Source organism: Mesorhizobium sp. M0028 (assembly GCF_040323855.1).
Taxonomy (GTDB): domain Bacteria; phylum Pseudomonadota; class Alphaproteobacteria; order Rhizobiales; family Rhizobiaceae; genus Mesorhizobium.
In genome coordinates this window covers 37,618-57,997 of record NZ_JAMYVG010000013.1, presented here as the reverse complement: position 1 = coordinate 57,997, position 20,380 = coordinate 37,618, and the positions used below count along the sequence as shown (strand labels likewise).

Annotated in this window: 17 protein-coding genes; 7 read left to right on the top strand and 10 right to left on the bottom strand. The window is 62.5% G+C overall.

Annotated elements, in window-relative coordinates; genetic code table 11:
- Positions 1-18: 18 nt before the first annotated feature.
- Positions 19-1,419, bottom strand: coding sequence for an argininosuccinate lyase (argH, locus tag NKJ93_RS22185; protein ID WP_352483518.1), 1,401 nt, complete (start codon positions 1,417-1,419; stop codon positions 19-21).
- A 35-nt stretch (positions 1,420-1,454) separates the two neighbouring features.
- Here argH and tlpA point away from each other — a divergent pair, with 35 nt between their 5' ends.
- Positions 1,455-2,138, top strand: a complete 684-nt coding sequence (tlpA, locus tag NKJ93_RS22180) for a thiol:disulfide interchange protein TlpA (protein ID WP_352483519.1) — start codon at positions 1,455-1,457, stop codon at positions 2,136-2,138.
- A gap of 270 nt (positions 2,139-2,408) precedes the next feature.
- Here the strand turns inward: tlpA and NKJ93_RS22175 are convergent, their stop codons facing one another.
- Positions 2,409-3,761, bottom strand: a complete 1,353-nt coding sequence (locus NKJ93_RS22175) for an FAD-dependent oxidoreductase (protein ID WP_352591119.1) — start codon at positions 3,759-3,761, stop codon at positions 2,409-2,411.
- A gap of 599 nt (positions 3,762-4,360) precedes the next feature.
- Positions 4,361-6,793, bottom strand: coding sequence for a bifunctional diguanylate cyclase/phosphodiesterase (locus NKJ93_RS22170; RefSeq protein ID WP_352591117.1), 2,433 nt, complete (start codon positions 6,791-6,793; stop codon positions 4,361-4,363).
- 293 nt (positions 6,794-7,086) lie between these two features.
- On the opposite strand from NKJ93_RS22170, the gene ugpB reads away from it, so the two are divergent.
- The 4 genes from ugpB to ugpC all read left to right on the top strand — a co-directional run bounded on the left by ugpB (position 7,087) and on the right by ugpC (position 11,399).
- Positions 7,087-8,397 (top strand): sn-glycerol-3-phosphate ABC transporter substrate-binding protein UgpB, encoded by a 1,311-nt coding sequence (ugpB, locus tag NKJ93_RS22165; protein ID WP_352591114.1) that lies wholly within the window; start codon positions 7,087-7,089, stop codon positions 8,395-8,397.
- A 185-nt stretch (positions 8,398-8,582) separates the two neighbouring features.
- Complete coding sequence (gene ugpA, locus NKJ93_RS22160) at positions 8,583-9,467, top strand: sn-glycerol-3-phosphate ABC transporter permease UgpA (RefSeq protein ID WP_352483564.1); 885 nt, start codon at positions 8,583-8,585, stop codon at positions 9,465-9,467.
- A gap of 8 nt (positions 9,468-9,475) precedes the next feature.
- A complete protein-coding gene (ugpE, locus tag NKJ93_RS22155) occupies positions 9,476-10,324 on the top strand; it encodes a sn-glycerol-3-phosphate ABC transporter permease UgpE (protein WP_352483522.1) in 849 nt (282 codons plus the stop codon).
- 7 nt (positions 10,325-10,331) lie between these two features.
- Positions 10,332-11,399: a sn-glycerol-3-phosphate ABC transporter ATP-binding protein UgpC gene (ugpC, locus tag NKJ93_RS22150; RefSeq protein WP_352591112.1), complete on the top strand. Its 1,068-nt coding sequence runs from the start codon at positions 10,332-10,334 to the stop codon at positions 11,397-11,399.
- Between the two features lie 22 nt (positions 11,400-11,421).
- Here ugpC and NKJ93_RS22145 read toward each other — a convergent pair whose 3' ends face one another.
- The 3 genes from NKJ93_RS22145 to NKJ93_RS22135 all read right to left on the bottom strand — a co-directional run bounded on the left by NKJ93_RS22145 (position 11,422) and on the right by NKJ93_RS22135 (position 15,261).
- Entirely contained in the window at positions 11,422-12,504 is a 1,083-nt protein-coding gene (locus tag NKJ93_RS22145; RefSeq protein WP_023721080.1) for an ABC transporter ATP-binding protein, read from the bottom strand.
- Entirely contained in the window at positions 12,501-14,084 is a 1,584-nt protein-coding gene (locus NKJ93_RS22140) for an ABC transporter permease (RefSeq protein ID WP_352483524.1), read from the bottom strand. The genes NKJ93_RS22145 and NKJ93_RS22140 overlap by 4 nt, the downstream gene beginning before the upstream one ends.
- Before the next feature lie 169 nt (positions 14,085-14,253).
- Positions 14,254-15,261 carry an iron ABC transporter substrate-binding protein gene (locus NKJ93_RS22135; RefSeq protein ID WP_352483525.1) on the bottom strand — a complete coding sequence of 336 codons (1,008 nt, stop codon included), beginning with the start codon at positions 15,259-15,261 and terminating at the stop codon, positions 14,254-14,256.
- A gap of 201 nt (positions 15,262-15,462) precedes the next feature.
- Between NKJ93_RS22135 and NKJ93_RS22130 the strand changes: the two genes are divergently transcribed.
- Both NKJ93_RS22130 and NKJ93_RS22125 read left to right on the top strand, forming a co-directional pair.
- Positions 15,463-16,005, top strand: coding sequence for a sigma-70 family RNA polymerase sigma factor (locus NKJ93_RS22130; protein ID WP_352591109.1), 543 nt, complete (start codon positions 15,463-15,465; stop codon positions 16,003-16,005).
- A 1-nt stretch (position 16,006) separates the two neighbouring features.
- Positions 16,007-16,645 (top strand): NrsF family protein, encoded by a 639-nt coding sequence (locus NKJ93_RS22125; protein ID WP_352591106.1) that lies wholly within the window; start codon positions 16,007-16,009, stop codon positions 16,643-16,645.
- Between the two features lie 28 nt (positions 16,646-16,673).
- On the opposite strand, the gene NKJ93_RS22120 is transcribed toward NKJ93_RS22125, so the two are convergent.
- The 4 genes from NKJ93_RS22120 to NKJ93_RS22105 all read right to left on the bottom strand — a co-directional run bounded on the left by NKJ93_RS22120 (position 16,674) and on the right by NKJ93_RS22105 (position 20,378).
- Complete coding sequence (locus tag NKJ93_RS22120) at positions 16,674-17,552, bottom strand: 3-hydroxybutyryl-CoA dehydrogenase (RefSeq protein ID WP_352591103.1); 879 nt, start codon at positions 17,550-17,552, stop codon at positions 16,674-16,676.
- A 114-nt stretch (positions 17,553-17,666) separates the two neighbouring features.
- Positions 17,667-18,596, bottom strand: coding sequence for an electron transfer flavoprotein subunit alpha/FixB family protein (locus NKJ93_RS22115; RefSeq protein ID WP_023721072.1), 930 nt, complete (start codon positions 18,594-18,596; stop codon positions 17,667-17,669).
- A 21-nt stretch (positions 18,597-18,617) separates the two neighbouring features.
- Positions 18,618-19,367: an electron transfer flavoprotein subunit beta/FixA family protein gene (locus NKJ93_RS22110; protein ID WP_023677947.1), complete on the bottom strand. Its 750-nt coding sequence runs from the start codon at positions 19,365-19,367 to the stop codon at positions 18,618-18,620.
- A gap of 207 nt (positions 19,368-19,574) precedes the next feature.
- On the bottom strand, positions 19,575-20,378 hold the full coding sequence (locus tag NKJ93_RS22105) for a rhomboid family intramembrane serine protease (RefSeq protein ID WP_023721071.1): 804 nt from the start codon (positions 20,376-20,378) through the stop codon (positions 19,575-19,577).
- Between the last annotated feature and the right edge of the window lie 2 nt (positions 20,379-20,380).

The window sequence follows — 20,380 nt, the reverse complement described above, 5'->3', positions numbered from 1 at the left end:
GCCATTGCACCCCGCGTCTTACGCCTTGGCGAGCCGCTTTTTCCAGTAGCGGATCTGCTTGCGCACCTCGGACGGCGCGGTGCCGCCGAAGCTTGTGCGGCTCCTTACAGAATTCTGCACGGCCAGAACCGAAAACACGTCGGCGCTGATACCGGGGTGAATGGACTGCAAATCCTGCAGCGAAAGCCTGTCGAGCCCGACCTTCTTGTCCTCGGCCAGCGCCACCGCCCGGCCAGTGATATGGTGCGCCTCGCGGAACGGCAGGCCGAGCGTGCGTACCAGCCAGTCGGCGAGGTCGGTCGCAGTCGAATAGCCGGCGCCCGCCGCCTTTTTCATCGCGGCAGTGTTCACCGTCATGTCGCGCATCATGCCGGTCATCGCCGCCAGCATCAGGTCGAGCGTCTCTGCCGCGTCGAAGACGGATTCCTTGTCTTCCTGCATGTCCTTGCCATAGGTCAGCGGCATGCCCTTCATTACCGTCAGCAGGCCGACCAGATGGCCGGTGACACGGCCTGTCTTGCCGCGCACCAGTTCGGCGGCGTCGGGGTTCTTCTTCTGCGGCATGATCGACGAACCCGTCGAGAAGCTATCCGACAGCCTGACGAAACCGAATTGCGGCGTCGACCAGATGATGATCTCTTCGGCCAGCCGCGACAGATGTGTCGCACAGATCGCCGCCAGCCCCAAGAATTCCAGCGCGAAATCGCGGTCCGAAACGCTGTCGAGCGAATTGCGCATCGGTTCGCGAAAACCAAGCGCCGTTGCCGTCTGGTGCCGGTCGATCGGAAAGCTGGTGCCGGCGAGGGCGGCCGCACCGAGCGGGCTTTCGTCCATCCGCTCGATCGCGTCGCGGACGCGCGACAGGTCGCGCGCAAACATCTCGACATAGGCCATGCAGTGGTGGCCGAAGGTCACCGGCTGCGCCGCTTGCATGTGGGTGAAGCCCGGCATCACCGTTGCCGCATGCTCCTCGGCCCGGGCGAGGAACGCTGTGATCAGGCCTTTCAGCGCCTCGGCGACACGAAAGCACTCGTCTTTGACCCAGAGCCTGAGGTCGACCGCCACCTGGTCGTTGCGCGAGCGGGCAGTGTGCAGGCGGCCGGCGGCAGGGCCGATCAAATCGGCGAGGCGGGCCTCGACATTCATGTGGATGTCTTCCAGCCTGGTCGAGAACTCGAATGTGCCGGCCCCGATCTCTGCCAGGATCGTGTTCAGCCCGTGACTGATTTTTTCTTGATCGGCCGCCGAAATAATGCCCGTTTGCGCCAGCATCTCGCTATGGGCGATCGAGCCGCGAATGTCCTGGGCATAGAGTTTGCGGTCGAACGAGATCGACGCGTTGATCGCTTCCATGATTGCGGCCGGACCCGAGGCAAAACGTCCGCCCCACATCTGGTTGCTGGCCTTCTTGTCGCTCATCGCTATAACCCGTGCTCCGGAGCAGTTTTTGAAAAATGGCAGACGGCAATAGATTTTTCCCGGCTTTGCGTCTCATCCTCGCCGCTTTGGTTGCGGGCGTGCTGGCCGGCGCGGTCGCGGTATATGTCAGGGAAAGCGGTTCTGGCAACAACGCGCCCGCGCAAGTGGCCGCCGGCGGCGGCAAGGACGACGTCGCCTGCGCCGCCAGGACCGACCATGCCAAGAAGATCGCCGCGGCCGCTACCGGTCAAGTCGCCGCGCTTTTGCCGGCGGATCCGCCGCAATCGCTGAAAAGCCTCGCCTTCAACGGCCCCGACGGCAAGCCGACGACGATCGCCGATCATGCCGGCAAGACGGTGCTGCTCAATCTGTGGGCAACATGGTGCGCACCTTGCCGCGCCGAAATGCCGGCGCTCGATGCACTGCAGAAGGAGATGGGCAGCGACGCTTTTCAGGTTGTTGCAGTCAACGTCGATGCCGGCGACGATACCAAGCCGAAGAAGTTCCTCGAGGACACCGGCGTCAAGGCGCTCGGCTATTATCGCGATGCCACCATGGCACTGTTCAACGACGTCAAGACGCGCGGCCTGGCGCTCGGTCTGCCGGTCACCATGCTGATCGATGGGCAAGGCTGCCTGATCGCCCATATGAACGGCCCGGCCGAATGGTCGGGGCCGGATGCCAAGCGTCTGGTCGAGGCAGCGCTTCAGCCGGGATAGGCTCAGACCGTGCGCAGGCGCGGCTTGAGCATGGCGATGCTTGCGCCGGGCAAGTTGCAACTCCTGGAGTCGAGGAAAGCGAGATCAGGCAAGGCTCGATGCCCTCCGCCAGGACCCGGCAGGCCGACACTGCGTCCAAGCCCCAGCACGGTGCGAACGGAGAGTAGCCGGCACCAAAATCATCGATCGCCACATGCACGCCGAGCGCCTGAGATGTCCGCGAAGATATCACTCCCGGTCCGGGTGGCGCCACCGGCAGCGAGCGGCAGTTCAGCCGGGTGTCATCGCATTGTCTGGCAATCCTAGCTCAGCCGTCATTCTGTGGGCGAGCGCGATGGCGCTCATGGCTGCCTGTTCCGACGAAATATACTCGAACTCTCCTTGCCGACCGGCCAGGACCACTCCCCAATCCGAGACAAGTTGCTTGTCCCGTTCGATCAGGTCAACGCTATCACGACGGAAGACCGGATAGGCGTTCGCAGTGACATGGTGCCCTTCCAAGATGAGCCTGCCCACGTGGAAGAGCCCCAGTGATCTGGCATGTTCCTCGAACTGGCGGACCTCGTCCTTGACGTCGAGCAATGCCCCGGCAGCGACCGTAATTTCAACCGATAGATAGTGCCGGCCGTTTTTCGTCCCATAGAAACCTGCAAAATCAATGATGCGTTTCCATCGACCGCCCTGCGAGAAATTGCTGAGCGTCACCGCGTTAAAACCCGGATCGCCCTCAAATTGGTAGAACAGTGTGAGCAGATCCATTGTTTCGAAACGATGAAGCATCTCAACACCTATTAGCCGGCCGGTTACGGGGACAGGCGCCGTAGACACGACGCGGTCGAACTGAGTTTGCACGCCATCGCCGGTGACCGAAAATCCTTGACTTGTGCGGTCTATCTTCGAGATGTGCGCCGATTTGTGAACCGATACGCCAGCATTGCTCAACGATTGTTCGATATGCGAGTATACAGCTTGGAACCCCTCCCTAGGCCGAGCCAGCGCGCGCGGCTTGGCGTAGCCACTCCTCCAGAGTCGCGCGGGGTAGGTGCTGGCATGACGTGCAATAGTTCGGAGGCTCGCCCAATTCGCCAGTGTCGCCATCCGCTGCTGGGCGAACATGAGGTCGATCTCCGTGTCACGAAGCCCGTACAAGCGTTCGATATAGCGGCGTAAGCCACTGGTTTCGTAGAGCTCGCCTCCAATATAGTAACGACAAAATGCCGCCACCGTGTCACGGCGCCGGTAACGCAGTTTGCTTAGTGTCAAGCTAGCGACCGCCCGCGCAAGTCCGCCTAACCCGCGGCTGCGCACGTATCCTTTGACTGTCAACGGATACAAATCTTGAAATCCACCCTCGAAGATGGAGCAGACCTTCACGTCAAACGGCACAAATTGTTCGATTAGACCGGGAAATGTAGCGAATACCGGATGGTCCGGCTCAAAGAAGAAGGCGCCGATATCGTACGCATAGTCATTAATCACAGGGCTTTTATGAAGGCCGCCGAGACAGCTTCCGCGCTCGAACAGCGAAACACGGAAACGCGCGTCGCGGGCGAGTGTTGCAGCGAGGACAACGCCGGTCATCCCTCCGCCAAGTACGGCGACCGTAACGGTCTGAACTTCCATATCGCCCCTTTTACGGCACAAGCCGACAACTCTGAGCAGCTTACCGAGGTATGCTCTATGCAATATGCATTTCGACCCACCGTACAGAACAACTGCACCTGCTGGCAGAAATTCTTCCGCTTAATGTTGGACCATCGCTGTTGTGGACGTTGATGTTGTTAAGTGGCATGGCGCCCGCTCCGATTTGTAGCTTCATGATTTTAATACGGACAAGCACCGACAGTGGCCAGTCGGCCGATCAAACGGGCCAAGCGTGGCGATGTCGAACTCGGCATTCATAGGGGTTCGTGGCTCTTGGGAGTAGCGCCTCGCCCCTGGTTTTGCTCGGTCTTCACTGAGGTGCTGGTCAGGCAACGATCGACAGCGAATGAAATACTCAGAGTCCCCTGGTAGGCTATCGACTACCGGGATGTCAGCCACCGGTTGTGGCAGCGACAGCCTGTTTTCAGCAGGAACTTTGACCTCCGCTCCACGGCGGCGCTTCGGCGCCGAGCCTTGGTCCAATGCTCATCTCACGCGCGGATAGTACGCCGTTAGCATACGAAGCTACGCAAATGCACGCGCTAAGCGCCAAATCGAGGCGGCGCTTCTGGATAGGCTCAGACCGTGCGCAGGCGCGGCTTGAGCACGGCGATGCTTGCGCCGCGCCGGCTGGCGGTGCGGACTGCCGGAGCTGTGACGCCCGTCAACTCGCCGAATGTCTCGATCGGAGCCGGTTTGCCGAGGTAATAGCCTTGCCCGATCTCGCAAGCCTCGGCGTCAAGGAACTGCAATTCGCCCGGCGTCTCGATGCCCTCCGCCAGGACCGGCAGGCCGAGACCGCGTCCAAGCCCCAGCACGGCGCGGACGATGGCCGCGAACTGGCCGTTCTTGTCGACCGATTTGATGAACGACCCGTCGATCTTGATCTTGTCGAAGGGAAAGGCGCTAAGGTTGGACAGCGAAGAATAGCCGGTGCCAAAATCGTCCATCGCCACATGCACGCCAAGCGCCTTGACCTGCCTCAAGGTTGCCAATGCGCGGGGCATGTCCTTCACCAGGGCCGTTTCGGTGATCTCTAGTTCGAGCCTGCCGGGTGCGAGGCCGGATCTCGCCAGTGCGTCGTGCACCTTGCGGCTGAAGTTCGGATTGTGAAGCTGCACGGCGGAGACGTTGACGGCGACCATCAGCGGATTTGTCCAGCGAACTGCATCGTTACAAGCCGTCGTCAGCACCCAGTCGCCGATCTGCGCGATGGCGCCGCTGTCCTCGGCCACGGGGATGAAAACGGCCGGGGAAATGTCGCCCCGCTCCGGATGCTGCCAACGGACCAGGGCTTCGAAGCCGATCATCTTGCCGCTGCGGATTTCCTTCTGCGGCTGGTAGACGAGGTGGAACTCCTTGCGGGCGATCGCCTGGCGCAGTTCATGCTCCATCACGCGCTTGTCGCGGGCCGCGGTGCCCATGGCTATCTCGAAAAAACGATACGTGTCCCTGCCCTCGGTCTTGGCGCGATGGAGTGCCGTGTCGGCATGGCCGATCAGGCCGGCCTGATCTTCGGCATCCAGCGGAAAGAAGGCGATGCCGATGCTGGCCGAAACAAGGCCGGAGCCGACTGAAACCCTGTTTTCCTCCCGGATCGCCGCCAGCAAGTCCTCGGCTATGCGGCCTGCGGCCAGGGGGTCGGGGAGGTTCGGAGCTAAGACGGCAAACTCGTCGCCGCCGAGACGCGCGAGCATCTGTCCGTGGCGCGGAATGCCGGAAATGCAGTGCGCCAGCTTCTGCAGCATGGCGTCACCGGCGCTGTGGCCGTAGAGGTCGTTGACTTGCTTGAATCGGTCGAGGTCAAGCAGCAGGAGCGCCAGATATCCATCCTTGCTGCCACGCTCCATCGAAGCGATTTCTGCTTCGAGCCGGGAAGAAAAGCTCCGCCGATTGGCAAGCCCGGTAAGTGGATCGAAATGCGCGAGACGGAGGATCTCTTCTTCCGCCTTCTTGCGCTCACGGATGTCGCGAACGGCAAGCACCGTATGAGGCCTGCCGCAGTAGGCGATCTTCCTGGCGATCAGCTCGACAGGAATTCTCGTGCCGTCGCTGCCCCTCAATTTCGTTTCTTGTGCCTGTTCGCCGAAGCCGGATACATCGGCTGCGCTCTGTCCATCGAACAGCTCGCCGAGTTGCATCGTGTTCAGGGTGGCTGTCGCCGTGCCCGTCAGTTTCGCCATGCTGTCATTGGCGCTGACTATGCGTGTGCCATCGCAAACGATCAGCCCTTCGACCGCGGCATTGGCGAGATCGTGCATGCGATCGGCCTCGAGCCTCTGCCGGCGAAAGCGCAGGTCGATCCACAGCGCGGCGCCTGACAGCACAAGGATTACCAGGCTGGCGACCGCTGCGGCAAAGGCCTGGGAAATGGGCTCGATGGAATGTTCGGATATTTCAATCGAGGAATCCGGAATGATCGACACCGCGCCCATCGCGATGAAATGCAAGCTGCAAATCGCCAGCGTCAAAAGCGCGGCGCCACCAAGTGTTGCGAGCGCGGACGGGCGGCGCAAGACGACAAGGAGCGCCATTGCCGCGAGCGTCCCGCCGGCCAGAAGCGATATCGCGACAAGGAGCAGGTTCCATACGATCCGGCCCTCGACCTCGAACGCCGCCATGCCGATGTAGTGCATCGTCGCGATGGCACCACCGAGAATGGCACCGCCGACGAGGAAATGGTCGATGCCGCGGCGCAAGGTGGCAACCCACATCCCAAGCGCGGTCAGGATGACGGCGGCGGCAAGCGAAAAGGCGGATAATCCCGGATTGTATGCGTTTGGTATTCCCGGCGTAAACGCAGTCATGGCGATGAAATGCGTCGCCCATATGCCGAACCCGGTCGAAGTTGCGGCGATCATTAGCCAGACAAGCCGGTTTCGGTTGGTCGATCGGCCGACGTGCTTAAGGAGATTTACTGCAGAGAAGCAAGAAATGCCGCAGACGAGGGCGGCAAGTGCGACCAGTCTCAGGTCGTGCTGACTTACAATACAATTATAGACCGTCAGCATCCTGGGTTCACTCGGTCTGCCAAATAACAGGGGAGGTGTGACTGATTAGCTCTTGGAGATTTTAACGAATGGTTAACCCGCGGGCCATGAGGCGGGCCTTTTCGGGGGAAAACCGATGCGCTCCGCCGAGAAGGCGGTGATGTAGTTCCTGGCGACGCTTTCGGTAGCGAGCGCACTTTAGCCGGAAGCGATGTTCATTGACCCGCAACAAAACCGTTGTCCGATTGTCATCAGCGCCACATATTGGCTTTGCGAGAGTGCCCCTTTCGCCAATGACAAACGGGAGATGAAACATGAAGTTCTTCGGCTTCGCGGCCGGTGTTGCCGCCACCTTGACCCTGCTTTCCACCACCTCCGCCTTCGCCGTCACGCAGATCAGCTGGTGGCACGCCATGACCGGCGCCAACGCCGAGGTCGTCGCCAAGATCTCCAAGGATTTCAACGCCAGCCAGAGCGACTATGAGCTCGTTCCGGTGTTCAAGGGCACCTATCCGGAGACGCTGAATGCCGGCATCGCCGCTTTCCGCGCCGGCCAGGCGCCCGATATCCTCCAGGTGTTCGACGTCGGCACCGGCGTGATGATGGCGGCCGAGGGTGCGATCAAGCCGGCGGCCGATGTGCTGACCAGTGCCGGGATGACCTTTGACAAGAGCCAGTATCTGCCCGGCATCGTCGGCTATTATTCGAAGCCGGACGGCACCATGCTGTCGTTCCCTTACAACTCCTCGTCGCCGATCCTCTACTACAACAAGGACATTTTCCAGAAGGCGGGCCTCGACGTGAACAGCCCGCCCCAGACCTGGAACGAGGTGTGGGAAGCTGCCAGGAAGATCAAGACGAGCGGCGCCGCCCCTTGCGGCTATACCTCGACCTGGCTGACCTGGATCCATCTGGAGAATTTCGCGGCGTGGAATGACGTGCCTTGGGCCACTCAGCAGAACGGCCTGGCCGGCGGCGATGTCGAACTCAAGATCAATGCGCCGATTTTCGTCAACCACTTCCAGGCACTCGCGGACCTAGCCAAGGACGGCACGTTCAAGTATGGCGGGCGCACCTCCGAAGCCAAGCAGATATTCCTCGCCGGCGAATGCGGCATCTTCACCGAATCGTCGGGCGGCCTCGGCGATATCGTCAAGTCCGGCATGAACTATGGCATCGGCCAGCTTCCCTACGATAGCGACGCCAAGGGCGCACCACAGAACACCACGCCGGGCGGTGCCAGCCTGTGGGTGTTCGGCAACAAGTCGGACGAGGAATATAAGGGTGTTGCCGCCTTCTTTGCCTATCTGTCCAAGACCGATGTGCAGGAATATCTGCACCAGAAGTCGGGATACCTGCCTGTGACGCTCGCCGCGTATGAGGCGACCAAGAAATCAGGCTTCTATGACAAAAACCCCGGCCGCGAGACACCCATCCTGCAGATGACGGGCAAGGCGCCGACCGACAACTCGAAGGGCGTGCGCCTGCCGAATCTGCCGCAGGTGCGTGATATTCAGAATGAGGAGTTGGAGAAGCTGCTGGCCGGCCAGCAAACCGCCCAGCAGGCGCTCGACAATGCGGTCACACGCGGCAACGCCGCGATCAAGGAAGCGCTGGAGAACTGACGAGATTATCTCGGTTAAAGCGCGTCGCGTTTGAATGGCCACATGCGACGCGCTTTAAGCTCTTGTTCTTATGCATGTCGTTATCTCAAAACCGCTGCGCACTTTTGGGCGACATGCATTAGTCGGTTGGAATATCGCCCACGCGAGCTCGCGTGGGCGATACCTGGATAGCGAGGGAAATCAGCCTGTCTCCACGCGTCGTATTTCCCAACAAGATCCTGCCGTACCTGCTGGTGGCGCCACAACTCGCCATCACCCTGGTTTTCTTCTACTGGCCGGCCGGTCAGGCGCTTTACCAGTCGATGCTCAGGCAAGACCCGTTCGGGCTGAAGAGCAGGTTTGTCTGGTTTGCCAATTTCCGGAAGGTGCTGGCCGATCCGGCCTACCTCAACTCGATCAAGGTCACCGTGGTGTTCTCGCTTGCGACCGCGATCGTTGCCATGGTTGTGGCCCTGCTGCTCGCGGTCATGGCCGAGAAGGCCGTGCGCGGCAAAGGCCTCTACCGCACACTGTTGATATGGCCTTATGCCGTCGCGCCGGCGATTGCCGGCATGCTGTGGCTTTTCTTGTTCAATCCTTCGATCGGCTCGTTGGCCTATTTGCTGAGAAGCCTCGGCATCGCATGGGACCCGCTGCTCAACGGCACCCACGCCATGATCCTGCTGGTGTCGGCGGCTGCCTGGAAGCAGATCAGTTACAATTTCCTGTTCTTCGTCGCCGGCCTGCAGGCGGTGCCGAAAACGCTGATCGAGGCGGCGGCCATGGATGGCGCCGGCGAGACCAAGCGCTTCTGGACCATCGTCTTCCCGCTGCTTGCGCCGACAACCTTTTTCCTGCTGGTCGTCAACACCGTCTATGCCCTGTTCGACACGTTCGGCATCGTTCATGCCGTCACCGGCGGCGGCCCGGGCAAGACGACCGAGACGCTGGTCTACAAGGTCTACAATGACGGCTTCGTCAATCTGATCCTGGGTGACTCGGCGGCGCAGTCGGTCATCCTGATGGCCATCGTCATCGCGCTCACAGCCATCCAGTTCCGCTATGTGGAACGCAAAGTCCATTACGGCTGAGGGCAGCGATGATCGGCCAATCTCCGCTCCGCACCGTCATCGCCCATGCCGTGCTTATCCTTGGCATATTGATCGTGGCTTTTCCGATCTACTACACCTTCGTTGCCTCGACGCACACGCTGCAAACGATCCTCAGGCCGCCGCTGCCGCTGTTGCCCGGCGACCAGCTATGGAACAATTACAGCGAGGCGCTGTTCGGCGGCATCGGTCGTATCGGCGGTGTCAGCGTGGGCAGACTGCTCCTCAACACCACGATCATGGCGCTCGGCGTCGCGGTGGGAAAGATCTTCATCTCGATCCTGTCGGCCTACGCGATCGTGTTCTTCCGCTTTCCGCTGCGCATGACCTTCTTCTGGCTGATCTTCATCACCTTGATGCTTCCGGTCGAGGTGCGCATTCTGCCGACCTACAAGGTGATGGTCGATCTCGGCATGATCGACACCTATGCCGGCCTGATCATCCCGCTGATCGCCTCGGCCACCGCAACGCTGCTGTTTCGCCAGTTCTTCATGACCATCCCGGGCGAACTGGTCGAGGCGGCGCGTGTCGACGGTGCCGGTCCATGGCGCTTCTTTTTCGATATTCTGGTACCGCTGTCGCGGACAAACATCGCCGCGCTGTTCGTGATCCTCTTCATCTACGGCTGGACGCAGTATCTTTGGCCGCTGCTCGTCACCAACAGCAACGACATGAACACCATCGTCATCGCGCTGCGAAAAATGGTTTCCTTCGCCGATGCCGACACCCAATGGCACCTGGTCATGGTCACCGCGATGCTGGCCATCGTGCCGCCGATCCTGGTCGTGGTGCTGATGCAACGCTGGTTCGTGCGCGGCCTGGTCGAATCCGAAAAGTGAGAAGCCGATGGCGACCGTCGATCTGAAGGATGTCAAGAAGATCTATCCCGGCGGCGTCGAGGCCGTGAAGGGCGTTTCCATCGCCATTCCCGACAAGGAGCTTTGCGTGCTGGTCGGCCCGTCCGGCTGCGGCAAGTCCACGCTGCTGAGGATGATCGCCGGGCTCGAGACGATTTCGGTCGGTACAGTCGCCATCGACGGCAAGGTGGTCAACGCCATTGGCCCGACCGAGCGCGACATCGCCATGGTGTTCCAGAACTACGCGCTCTATCCGCATATGAAGGTCTACGACAACATGGCCTATGGTCTGCGCAACCGCGGCACGCCGAAGGACGAGATAGACAGCAGGGTGCGCTCGACTGCCAAGGTGCTGGGGCTTTCGGGGCTGCTCGACCGGCGCCCGCGCGAGCTTTCCGGCGGTCAGCGCCAGCGTGTCGCCATGGGCCGCGCCATCGTGCGCAACCCGAAAGTCTTCCTGTTCGACGAACCGCTGTCCAACCTCGATGCGAAATTGCGCGGGCAGATGCGCGTCGAGATCAAGAATTTGCAGCGCTCGCTTGGCGTCACCTCGGTTTATGTCACCCACGACCAACTTGAGGCGATGACGCTGGCCGACATCCTTGTCGTCATGAACGCCGGCCTGGTCGAGCAGATCGGCGCGCCGCTCGACGTGTACGAGAAGCCGGCCTCGATCTTCGTTGCTTCCTTCATCGGCGCGCCGCCGATGAATCTGCTGGCCCTCACGGGGGCCTCTCCAGGCTCGGTACTGACGGACGGGACGGTGATTGGCTCGGCGCCTGGACAAAGCAAGGCGGTGACACTCGGCTTTCGTCCGGAGGATGCCGATATCACCTTCACGGCAGAGGCGCCGGCCGGCGCGCTCGCGTTGCCGGCGACAGTGGAAGCAGTCGAGCCGGTCGGTGCCGAAAGCTTTCTCCACTGCGCGGCAGCCGGCAGCCGTATCGTCGTGCGCGTCTCAGGCCGCGCCAGCGCCAAGCCAGGCGACCAATTGCGCGTCGTGGCCGGGTCTGAAAAGCTGCACTGGTTCGATCATGCCGGTAAACGGGTCGATTGAGGTCGGCCTTGCGCAAAACCGTTCAGGCAAACACATGCGCCTTGCCCGACACGGTCAGCCGGACGATCTCGCCGATCGCCGGCGCGTCCATTCCCGGCTTGCGCAGGATCAACGGCGTGTTGCCGATGGCGGCGGCATCGGGCGGATCGGGGCTGTTCAAGAGACGCACCGCGATCGTGCACATCGAGCCGGCGAATTCGGATTCCGTCACCTCGCCGAACAGCATGTCCGGCGTGCCGGACATGCCTTCACGCGATGTCCGTTTCAGCAGCACCTGCTCCGGCCGTAGCATGATGCGCGCGACGTCGCGCCGCTCCGTGCTGTCGACGGCAATGCGGCCGAGCGGCGAGGTGGCAACGCCATCGGCGATCCTGGCCGGCAGGACGATGGCGTCACCGAGGAACTCGGCGATCATCCGGTCCTTCGGCTTGAAATAGAGCTCGCGCGGCGTGCCGACCTGCGAGAATTTGCCGTCGCGCATCACCGCGACCTGGCTGGCGAATGACAGCGCCTCGGCCTGATCATGGGTGACCAGGATGGTGGTGATGCCGGCCGTTTCGAGGAGCTCGGCCACGGCCTTGCGCATTGAGGCGCGCAAGCCGGTGTCGAGCGCCGAGAACGGCTCGTCGAGCAGCATCAGCCGCGGCTTCATGGCCATGGCGCGGGCGAGCGCGACGCGCTGCTGCTGGCCGCCGGAGAGTTCGTGCGGGCGGCGCTTCAGGATCCCTTTGTCCAGCCCGACGACATAGGCGAGCTCGGCGATGCGCTCGCTCCGCTTTTCCTCGTGACGGCCCATGCCGAACCCGATATTGGCGGCGATGCTCAGATGCGGGAACAGAGCGCCGTCCTGCGCCACCAGCCCGATGCCGCGGCGATGCGCCGGCACGGCCGTGTCGCCATCGGCCAGCACCTCGCCATCGAGCACGATGCGGCCCTGGTCGGGCGCCTCGAAGCCGGCGATCAGCCGCAGCAAGGTGGTCTTGCCACAACCGGATGGCCCGACGATCGCCGTACGGCTGCCGCTGGCCACGCTGAGGTCGACGCCGGCAAGTGCTGCCACGGGGCCGTAGTGCTTGTGGATGCCGCTCAGCTCGAGAAAGCTCATCGCCCGGCCATCCGCTTCGACTGGACGTAGAGCAGCCAGGTCAAAGGCAGCGACATCGCCACCATGATCAAGGCATAAGGCGCCGCCGACGCATAGTCGATCTCGCCGCTATAGGACCAGAACGCCATGGCCAGCGTGCGGGTGCCGTTGGGCGCCAGCATCTGGGTTGCGGTCAACTCGTTCATGATGCCGAGCGCGACCAATGCCATGCCGGCCGCGGCACCCGGCGCCGACAGGCGGATGGTCGTCGACCACAGCGCCTTGAGCGGCGACCGGCCGAGGCTGGAGGCGGCGCGTTCGAGCTCGACCGGCGCCTGTGCGATCGACGCCCTGAGGCTAATCAGAGCGCGCGGCAGGAACATCAGCGCATAGGCGACCAGGATGGTGAACAGGGTCTGGTAGAGCGGCATGGCGATACGCACGGCGATGGTGACCAGCGCCAGGGCGATGACAACCCCGGGCAACGCGCCGACGATATAGTTGCAGCCCTCCAGGACGCGTTGCAGCCTTCCCGGCGCGCGGATCGAAATCCACGCCATCGGCATTGCCGCGACGGTGGCGAGCAGCGCGCCTGCAATCGCCAGGAACAGTGTCTGACCAAGCGCCAGGCCGATCTCGTCGAGCCGCCAGATATCGGCGCCGCCGGCCATGAGCCAGCGACCGATGGTGACGAACGGCACCCCGAGCGCCAGCAGCGTGGTAACAGCGGGCAGCAGCAGGCAAGGAATGGTGGCGCGCCCAAGGCTCGTGCGCTGCTGGTGGCGCGCAGCACCCGAGCCGACGCGGGCATAGCGCTCCTCGCCGCGCACCAGCACCTCCAGCCCGAGCAGCACGAAGCAGCAGGTCACCAGCACGCCGGCCAGCATGTTGGCGGCGGGACCGTTGAAGGTCGACTGAAACTGGTCGACGATCGCGGTGGTGAATGTATCGAAGCGGATGAACACGTAGAGCCCGTATTCGGCCAGGAGATGCAGGCCGACCAGCAGGGAGCCACCGCAAATGGCGAGCCGGAGCTGCGGCAGCACGACACGCCTGAACACGCGCCACGGGCCGAGACCAAGGGCTGCCGCTGCATCTTCGAGAGCGGGATCGAGCCGGCGCAATGCCGCCGCCACCGGCAGATAAAGGAAGGGGAAATAGGCGATGACGGACACAAGCACGCCGGCCCACAGGCCGTGCAGTCTGGGCACCATGGTGATCCAGGCGTAACTGTGGACGAAGGCGGGAATGGCGAGCGGCGCCACCGACAGCCAGGCCCATAAGCGGGCACCCGGCAGATCGCTGCGCTCCGTCAGCCAAGCCAGCGCCACCGACAGCACGATCGAGATCGGCACCGCCAGCACCACCAGCAGGCTGGTGTTGACCAGAAGCTCGCCGACGCGCGGCCTGAACACCAGCGCCGCCACCGTTTCCCAGCCGGTCTGCACCGCCACCCAGACGATGAAGGCAAGCGGCAGCAGCGCGAAAAGCGAGACAAAGACGGCAGCCAACGCAATCCATGAGACCGACCAACGACGTGCCCGCACGGCCGTGGTGTCGGCCGGCAAGCCTGAAGGTGCGAGATCGATCGCAGACTGCATCAGATCAGACGTTGCGCCGGGTCCGCCCGGAGGCGGAAACGATCGGCGGCCGACAATGTGGCGAGCAGCTTGTGGTCATGGGCAAATGCCATTTTGAAAACAGAGCGCTCCCGCGGAAAGCGAATTCCCACAGGAGCGCAGTCGGTTGCCCTTTTAGGACGAACGCCGGCTAAAGCAAGCCGGCCGCCGTCATCAGGTCGGTCACCTTTTTCGAGTTCAGCGCCGTCGGGTCGACTTTCGGCGCCTGCAGATCGGCCAGCGGCACCAGCTTCGGATTGGACTCGGCGCCCTTGCCGACTGCGTATTCGAACGAATCGCCGGTTTTCAGCACGTCCTGGCCGCCCTTGCCGGTGACCCATTTCAGGAAAGCCTGGGCTTCCTTCGGGTGCTTGCTCGAGGCCAGCACACCGCCGCCGGAAACCGAGACGAAAGCGCCGGGGTCCTCGTGCTTGAAATAGTGCAACTCGACATTCTTGCTGTTCTCGCCGGTCTTGGCCTGATCGCCGTAGTAGTAGTAGTGATAGATCACGCCGCCTTCGACCTCGCCGGCATTGACCGCCTTCATCACCGTGCTGTTGCCCTTGTAGGCGGTAAAATTCTCTTTCATCGCCTTCAGCCAGTCGGCCGTGGCAGTCTCACCCTTGAGTTGCAGCAAGGCGCTGACGATCGCCTGGAAATCGGCGCCGGAGGGCGAAGCGGCCCAACGGCCCTTCCAGCTCGGATCGGCGAGATCGAGCAGCGATTTGGGCAGCTGGTCGGCGGTCAGCTTGGTCTTGTTGTAGGCAAAGACGGTGCTGCGCGCGGCAACGCCGACCCATTTGCCGCTCGCCGGCTGGTACTCCTGCGGAACCTGGGCCAGCGTCTCGGCGTTGACCGGCGCGAACAGGCCGGCTGTCTCGACCAGCACCATGGCCGGTGAGTTTTCCGTCAGGAACACATCAGCTGGCGAAGAGGACCCCTCAGCAACGATCTGATTGGAGAAATCGCTGTCGCCGCCGTTCCGGACGGTGACCTTGATGCCGGTTTCCTTGGTGAATCCTTCCGCCCAGGCCTTGGTCAGGTTTTCGTGCTGGGCGTTGTAGACGACGATGCCCTCGTCCTCGGCTAACGCCGGGCCGGCGATCAGGCTGATTGCAAGTGCTGTCGCACCGGCAAGGGCGGAAAGAGCATATTTCATGGCATCGTCCTCGATTTCGATGGTCTTTGGCTTGGTATGCTGCACCTATCAATACATGACTAGCGCAGTCAACATTGCTGGCCCGCTCAATCGCTCAAAAGGAGCAAACTTTCGTGATGCCCAGCTAATTTGCCTTGGACATTATTTCGCCGGCCACGTAACAAACCAGCGCGAGACGCGAATATCGGGGAGTGAACTCTTGTGAGCGGCAAGGACGAAGCCGAGCTTTCCCGGCTGCTGCGGGCCGCAATCGCCGGAGACGAAAGGGCCTATGCCGACTTTCTGCACCGGATCGCCGCCCTCGTTCGTGGCTTTGCCCGGCGCAAGATCGTGCAAGGCGGGGTCGATCCCGAGGATGTCGTGCAGGAAACCTTGCTGGCCATTCATGTGAAACGACATACCTGGCGCCATGATGCGCCGGTGCTGCCTTGGGTTTATGCAATAGCCCGCTTCAAGCTGATCGATGCGTTCCGGCGGCGCGGCCGGCGGATCGAGATCGAGATCGACGAAATCGCCGAGACCTTTGCCGAGCCAGAATCGGAGCCGGTCAGCGAGCGCGACGTCAACCGGGCACTCGACTGCCTGCCGCCGGCGCAGCGTTCGGTCGTCTCGGCCGTGTCGGTCGAAGGCCGTTCGATCGGCGAGACGGCGGCGAAATTCGGCATCAGCGAGACGGCTGTGCGGGTGTCACTACACCGCGGGCTTGCCGCCATTGCCAAACGGTTCGGGGCGGGGCGGGAATAGCATGAGGACCGAAGATCTTATCAAGGCGCTCGATGCCGATGTCCGCAGCAAGGCGCTGCCGCTGGGCGCCGCCTGGTTGCTTGCAACCGGCACGGCCATCGTGATCGCGGCCGCGGTTTTCTGGCTGACGATCGGCCCACGTCCCGACATCGCATTTGCCATGCACACGATGCGGTTCCTGTCCAAATTCGTCTTCACGATTGCTCTAGCCGTCAGCGCCTTTGCCCTCGTCCGCGCGCTGTCGACGCCCGGTGCATCGACAGGGCGGGCGGCGAGCTGGATGATCGCCGCGCCGCTGCTGGTGATTATGGCCGTGATTCTCGAACTCCTCGTCGTGCCTGCGTCCGACTGGGGCACGCGCCTGGTCGGCACGAACATGGTCATCTGCCTGACCTTCATTCCGTTGATCGGCATCGGCCCGCTTGCCGTCTTTCTCGCGGTGCTGCGCCACGGCGCGCCAACAAGGCCGGTGCTTGCCGGTGCGACCGCGGGCCTGCTTGCCGGCGGGCTGGCGGCGACCTTCTATGCAGCGCATTGCTTCGACGATTCGCCGCTTTTCGTCGGCACCTGGTATACGATCGCGATCGCCGGCCTTGCCGCGCTCGGGGCGGTCGGCGGACGGCTTTTCGTGCGCTGGTAGCGGTGGCGATCAGCGGTAGCGGTGGCGATCAGCGCGTCGGAACGGGATGCTCGCCGCGATAGTCGTAGAAGCCGCGCGCGGTCTTGCGGCCGAGCCAACCGGCCTCGACATATTTGACCAGCAGCGGGCAGGGGCGGTATTTCGAATCCGACAGGCCGTCATGCAGCACCTGCATGATCGACAAGCAGGTATCCAGCCCGATGAAGTCGGCAAGCTGCAGCGGCCCCATCGGATGGTTGGCGCCGAGCTTCATGGCGGTATCGATGGCGTCGACCGAGCCGACACCTTCATAGAGCGTGTAGATCGCCTCGTTGATCATCGGCAGCAGGATGCGGTTGACGATGAAGGCCGGGAAATCCTCCGAGACGGTGATCGTCTTGTCGAGCTGCTTCACATAGGTTTTTGCTGCCTCGAAGGTCTGGTCCTCGGTGGCGATGCCGCGCACCAGCTCGACCAGCTTCATCACCGGAACCGGGTTCATGAAATGTATGCCGATGAAGCGTTCCGGGCGGTCGGTCTGCGAAGCCAGCCGGGTGATCGAGATCGACGAGGTGTTCGTCGCCAGGATGGCCTCGGGGTTGAGCTGCGGGCAGAGCTGAGCATAGATCTTGCGTTTGACGGTCTCGTCTTCGGTCGCCGCTTCGATCACCAGATCGGCGCCCGCAAGGTCGGCCATGGCCGGCGCCGCGGAAATGCGCGCCATCGCCTCGTTGCGCAGCTTTTCCTCAAGTTTGCCGGAGCCGACCTGACGGGCCATGTTGCCGCTGACCGTAGCAATGCCCTTTTCGATGCGGTCGGGCGAAATGTCGTAAACCAGCACCTTGTAGCCCGCCAGCGCCGATACATGGGCGATGCCGCCACCCATCTGGCCCGCGCCGATGATGCCGATCGTCTCGATCTTGCTCATTACCCGATCCCGTCAAGGCCTTTGCGGCCTGCTTTTTGTGCAGTGCAAACTAAAAGGGCGGGGCGACTTCGTCTACCCCACCCCGCAGAATTTAATACGCTTTGGCAGAGGGCGTCAAAGCGCCTTTTGCAGTTCCGGCAGAATGACGAAGAGGTCGCCGACGAGGCCGTAGTCGGCGACCTGGAAGATCGGCGCTTCCTCGTCCTTGTTGATGGCGACGATGACCTTTGAATCCTTCATGCCGGCAAGGTGCTGGATGGCGCCGGAGATGCCGACGGCAATATAAAGATCGGGCGCCACCACCTTGCCGGTCTGGCCGACCTGCCAGTCGTTCGGCGCATAGCCGGCATCGACCGCGGCGCGAGATGCGCCGACAGCCGCACCGAGCTTGTCTGCGACCGGCAGGATGACCTCCTGGAACTTCTCGGAGGAGCCCAGCGCACGGCCGCCCGAAATGATGATCCTGGCCGAGGTCAGCTCCGGGCGGTCGGTCTCGGACAGCTTGTTCTCGACAAAGCTCGACAGGCCGGGATTGGCTGCCGCCTGAACCGTCTCGACCGGCGCGGAACCGCCCTCGGGTGCTGCCTGAAAGGAAGCAGTGCGCACGGTGATGACCTTCTTGGCGTCGCTCGACTGCACGGTCTGGATGGCGTTGCCGGCATAGATCGGCCGCTTGAAGATGTCGGGCGACACGACTTCGATGATTTCCGATATCTGGGCGACATCGAGCAGGGCCGCGACGCGCGGCGAGACGTTCTTGCCCGACGAGGTCGCCGGCGCAATGATCGTGTCGTATGGCTCAGCAAGCGAAATGACGAGCGCCGCCAGCGGTTCGGCGAGACGCTCGGTCAGTTCGTCGGCGTCGGCGAGCAGCACCTTGGTGACGCCCTTGAGCTTGGCGGCGGCGTCCGCTGCCGGCTTGGCGCCCTTGCCGGCAACCAGCACATGCACGTCCGAACCGATCTGCAGCGCCGCGGAAAGCGCCTTCGCGGTCTGGTCGGAAAGCGTCGCGTTGTCGTGTTCGGCAATCAGAAGAATTGTCATTTTTGTTGTCCCTTCCTGGCCTTACAGCACGCCGGCTTCGTTTTTCAGCTTGTCTACCAGTTCGGCGACGCTCTTGACCTTAACGCCCGCCTTGCGGCCGCCCGGCTCCTCGGTCTTGATCACTTTCAGCCGCGGCTTGACGTCGGCGCCGTAGTCGGCAGGGCTCTTCTCGTCGAGCGGCTTCTTCTTGGCCTTCATGATGTTGGGCAGCGACGCGTAGCGTGGCTGGTTCAGCCGCAAATCGGCCGTGACGATTGCCGGCATCTTCAGTTCCAGCGTCTGCAGGCCGCCATCGACCTCGCGCGTCACCGTGGCCTTGTCACCGTCGAGCACGATCTTGGAGGCGAAGGTGCCCTGCGCCCACCCGAGAAGTGCAGCCAGCATCTGGCCGGTCTGGTTGGAATCATCGTCGATCGCCTGCTTGCCGAGAATGACCAGGCCGGGCTGTTCTGCCTCTACGACCCCCTTCAGCACCTTGGCGACGCCCAGCGGCTCAGTCTGCTCGTCGGTCTTGACCAGGATGGCGCGGTCGGCGCCCATGGCGAGCGCCGTGCGCAAGGTCTCCTGTGCCTGTTGCGGCCCGATCGACACGACGATGATCTCTTCGGCCTTGCCCGCTTCCTTCAGCCGGATCGCCTCTTCCACCGCGATCTCGTCGAACGGGTTCATCGCCATCTTGACGTTGGCGAGTTCCACCGCCGAACCGTCCGCCTTCACCCGGACCTTGACGTTTGCATCCACAACCCGCTTCACGGGCACAAGGATCTTCATTTGCCTGTCACCTCTTTCACGATAGTCTCTTCACGCTCGTCGGGCGCGCTATAGCAGCGTGCACCTCTTCAGAGTTGTCGAAAGCCGACATTCCGGACGGAATTCTGGTCTCGCCACGCCAGTAGGGTGGCGCTTCCGTAGTTGCGGCGACCCCGCCCGTCAATATCCCGGGCGCACTCGGATCCTCGGCAAAGCATTCAAATCGGTTCAGTCCGGCCCGGAAACGCTTCCCCGGCCCCAGCGCGGCGCCGGCTGGGCGGGCGGCAGATCGCTTGCCGGCGGCTCCACGGCAATGGGCGCCGGCCCGGCGACTACGGCTGGCTCCTCGTCGGCGCCGGCGAGTAGCGGCACGCCGCGGCTGCGCAAGACAAGCACCAGCACGGCTCCGGCGATGATGCCGCCGATGTGGCAGGCCCAGGAGACCTGGTCCTCGCCACCCTGGGCAAACATGAAGATCTGGAACAGAATCCACAGGATGAGCGGGATGAAGGCCGGGATGCGCAACGGGATGCGGGCGAAGACCAGCACCCATACCTTCACCCGCGGATAAAGGATCAGATAGGCGGCGACGACACCGGCGATGGCGCCCGACGCGCCGATCAGCGGCACTTGCGAATCCCAGGCCACCAAGCCCTGGAAGAAAGCGCCGGCAATGGCGCAAAGCAGGTAGAAGACGAGATAGCGGACATGGCCGAGCGCATCCTCGACATTGTCGCCGAACACCCACAGGAACAGCATGTTGCCGCCGAGGTGGAAGATATCCGCGTGCAGGAAGGAATAGGTCAGATAGCTCAGGCTCTCCGGAATGACGACAAATTGCGGAGCGAGCTCGACGCTGTCATGCACAACCGACGGGATGAAGCCGAGGCCCAATACCGCGGCGTTGGCGAAGTCCTCGCCGCCAAGTGTTGTTACAAAATAGATCAACACATTGAGCGCGATCAGGCTGATCGTCACATATTGCAGCTTGATGTGCCGCAGCCGGTTGGTGTCGTAAAGCGGGATGAACATCG

Excerpts from the sequence above, each read along its gene's own strand:
- argH (WP_352483518.1), bottom strand. The coding sequence starts at position 1,419 with ATGAGCGACAAGAAGGCCAGCAACCAGATGTGGGGCGGACGTTTTGCC.
- tlpA (WP_352483519.1), top strand. The coding sequence starts at position 1,455 with ATGGCAGACGGCAATAGATTTTTCCCGGCTTTGCGTCTCATCCTCGCC.
- NKJ93_RS22175 (WP_352591119.1), bottom strand. The coding sequence starts at position 3,761 with ATGGAAGTTCAGACCGTTACGGTCGCCGTACTTGGCGGAGGGATGACC.
- NKJ93_RS22170 (WP_352591117.1), bottom strand. The coding sequence starts at position 6,793 with ATGCTGACGGTCTATAATTGTATTGTAAGTCAGCACGACCTGAGACTG.
- ugpB (WP_352591114.1), top strand. The coding sequence starts at position 7,087 with ATGAAGTTCTTCGGCTTCGCGGCCGGTGTTGCCGCCACCTTGACCCTG.
- ugpE (WP_352483522.1), top strand. The coding sequence starts at position 9,476 with ATGATCGGCCAATCTCCGCTCCGCACCGTCATCGCCCATGCCGTGCTT.
- ugpC (WP_352591112.1), top strand. The coding sequence starts at position 10,332 with ATGGCGACCGTCGATCTGAAGGATGTCAAGAAGATCTATCCCGGCGGC.
- NKJ93_RS22145 (WP_023721080.1), bottom strand. The coding sequence starts at position 12,504 with ATGAGCTTTCTCGAGCTGAGCGGCATCCACAAGCACTACGGCCCCGTG.
- NKJ93_RS22140 (WP_352483524.1), bottom strand. The coding sequence starts at position 14,084 with ATGCAGTCTGCGATCGATCTCGCACCTTCAGGCTTGCCGGCCGACACC.
- NKJ93_RS22135 (WP_352483525.1), bottom strand. The coding sequence starts at position 15,261 with ATGAAATATGCTCTTTCCGCCCTTGCCGGTGCGACAGCACTTGCAATC.
- NKJ93_RS22125 (WP_352591106.1), top strand. The coding sequence starts at position 16,007 with ATGAGGACCGAAGATCTTATCAAGGCGCTCGATGCCGATGTCCGCAGC.
- NKJ93_RS22120 (WP_352591103.1), bottom strand. The coding sequence starts at position 17,552 with ATGAGCAAGATCGAGACGATCGGCATCATCGGCGCGGGCCAGATGGGT.
- NKJ93_RS22115 (WP_023721072.1), bottom strand. The coding sequence starts at position 18,596 with ATGACAATTCTTCTGATTGCCGAACACGACAACGCGACGCTTTCCGAC.
- NKJ93_RS22110 (WP_023677947.1), bottom strand. The coding sequence starts at position 19,367 with ATGAAGATCCTTGTGCCCGTGAAGCGGGTTGTGGATGCAAACGTCAAG.
- NKJ93_RS22105 (WP_023721071.1), bottom strand. The coding sequence starts at position 20,378 with ATGTTCATCCCGCTTTACGACACCAACCGGCTGCGGCACATCAAGCTG.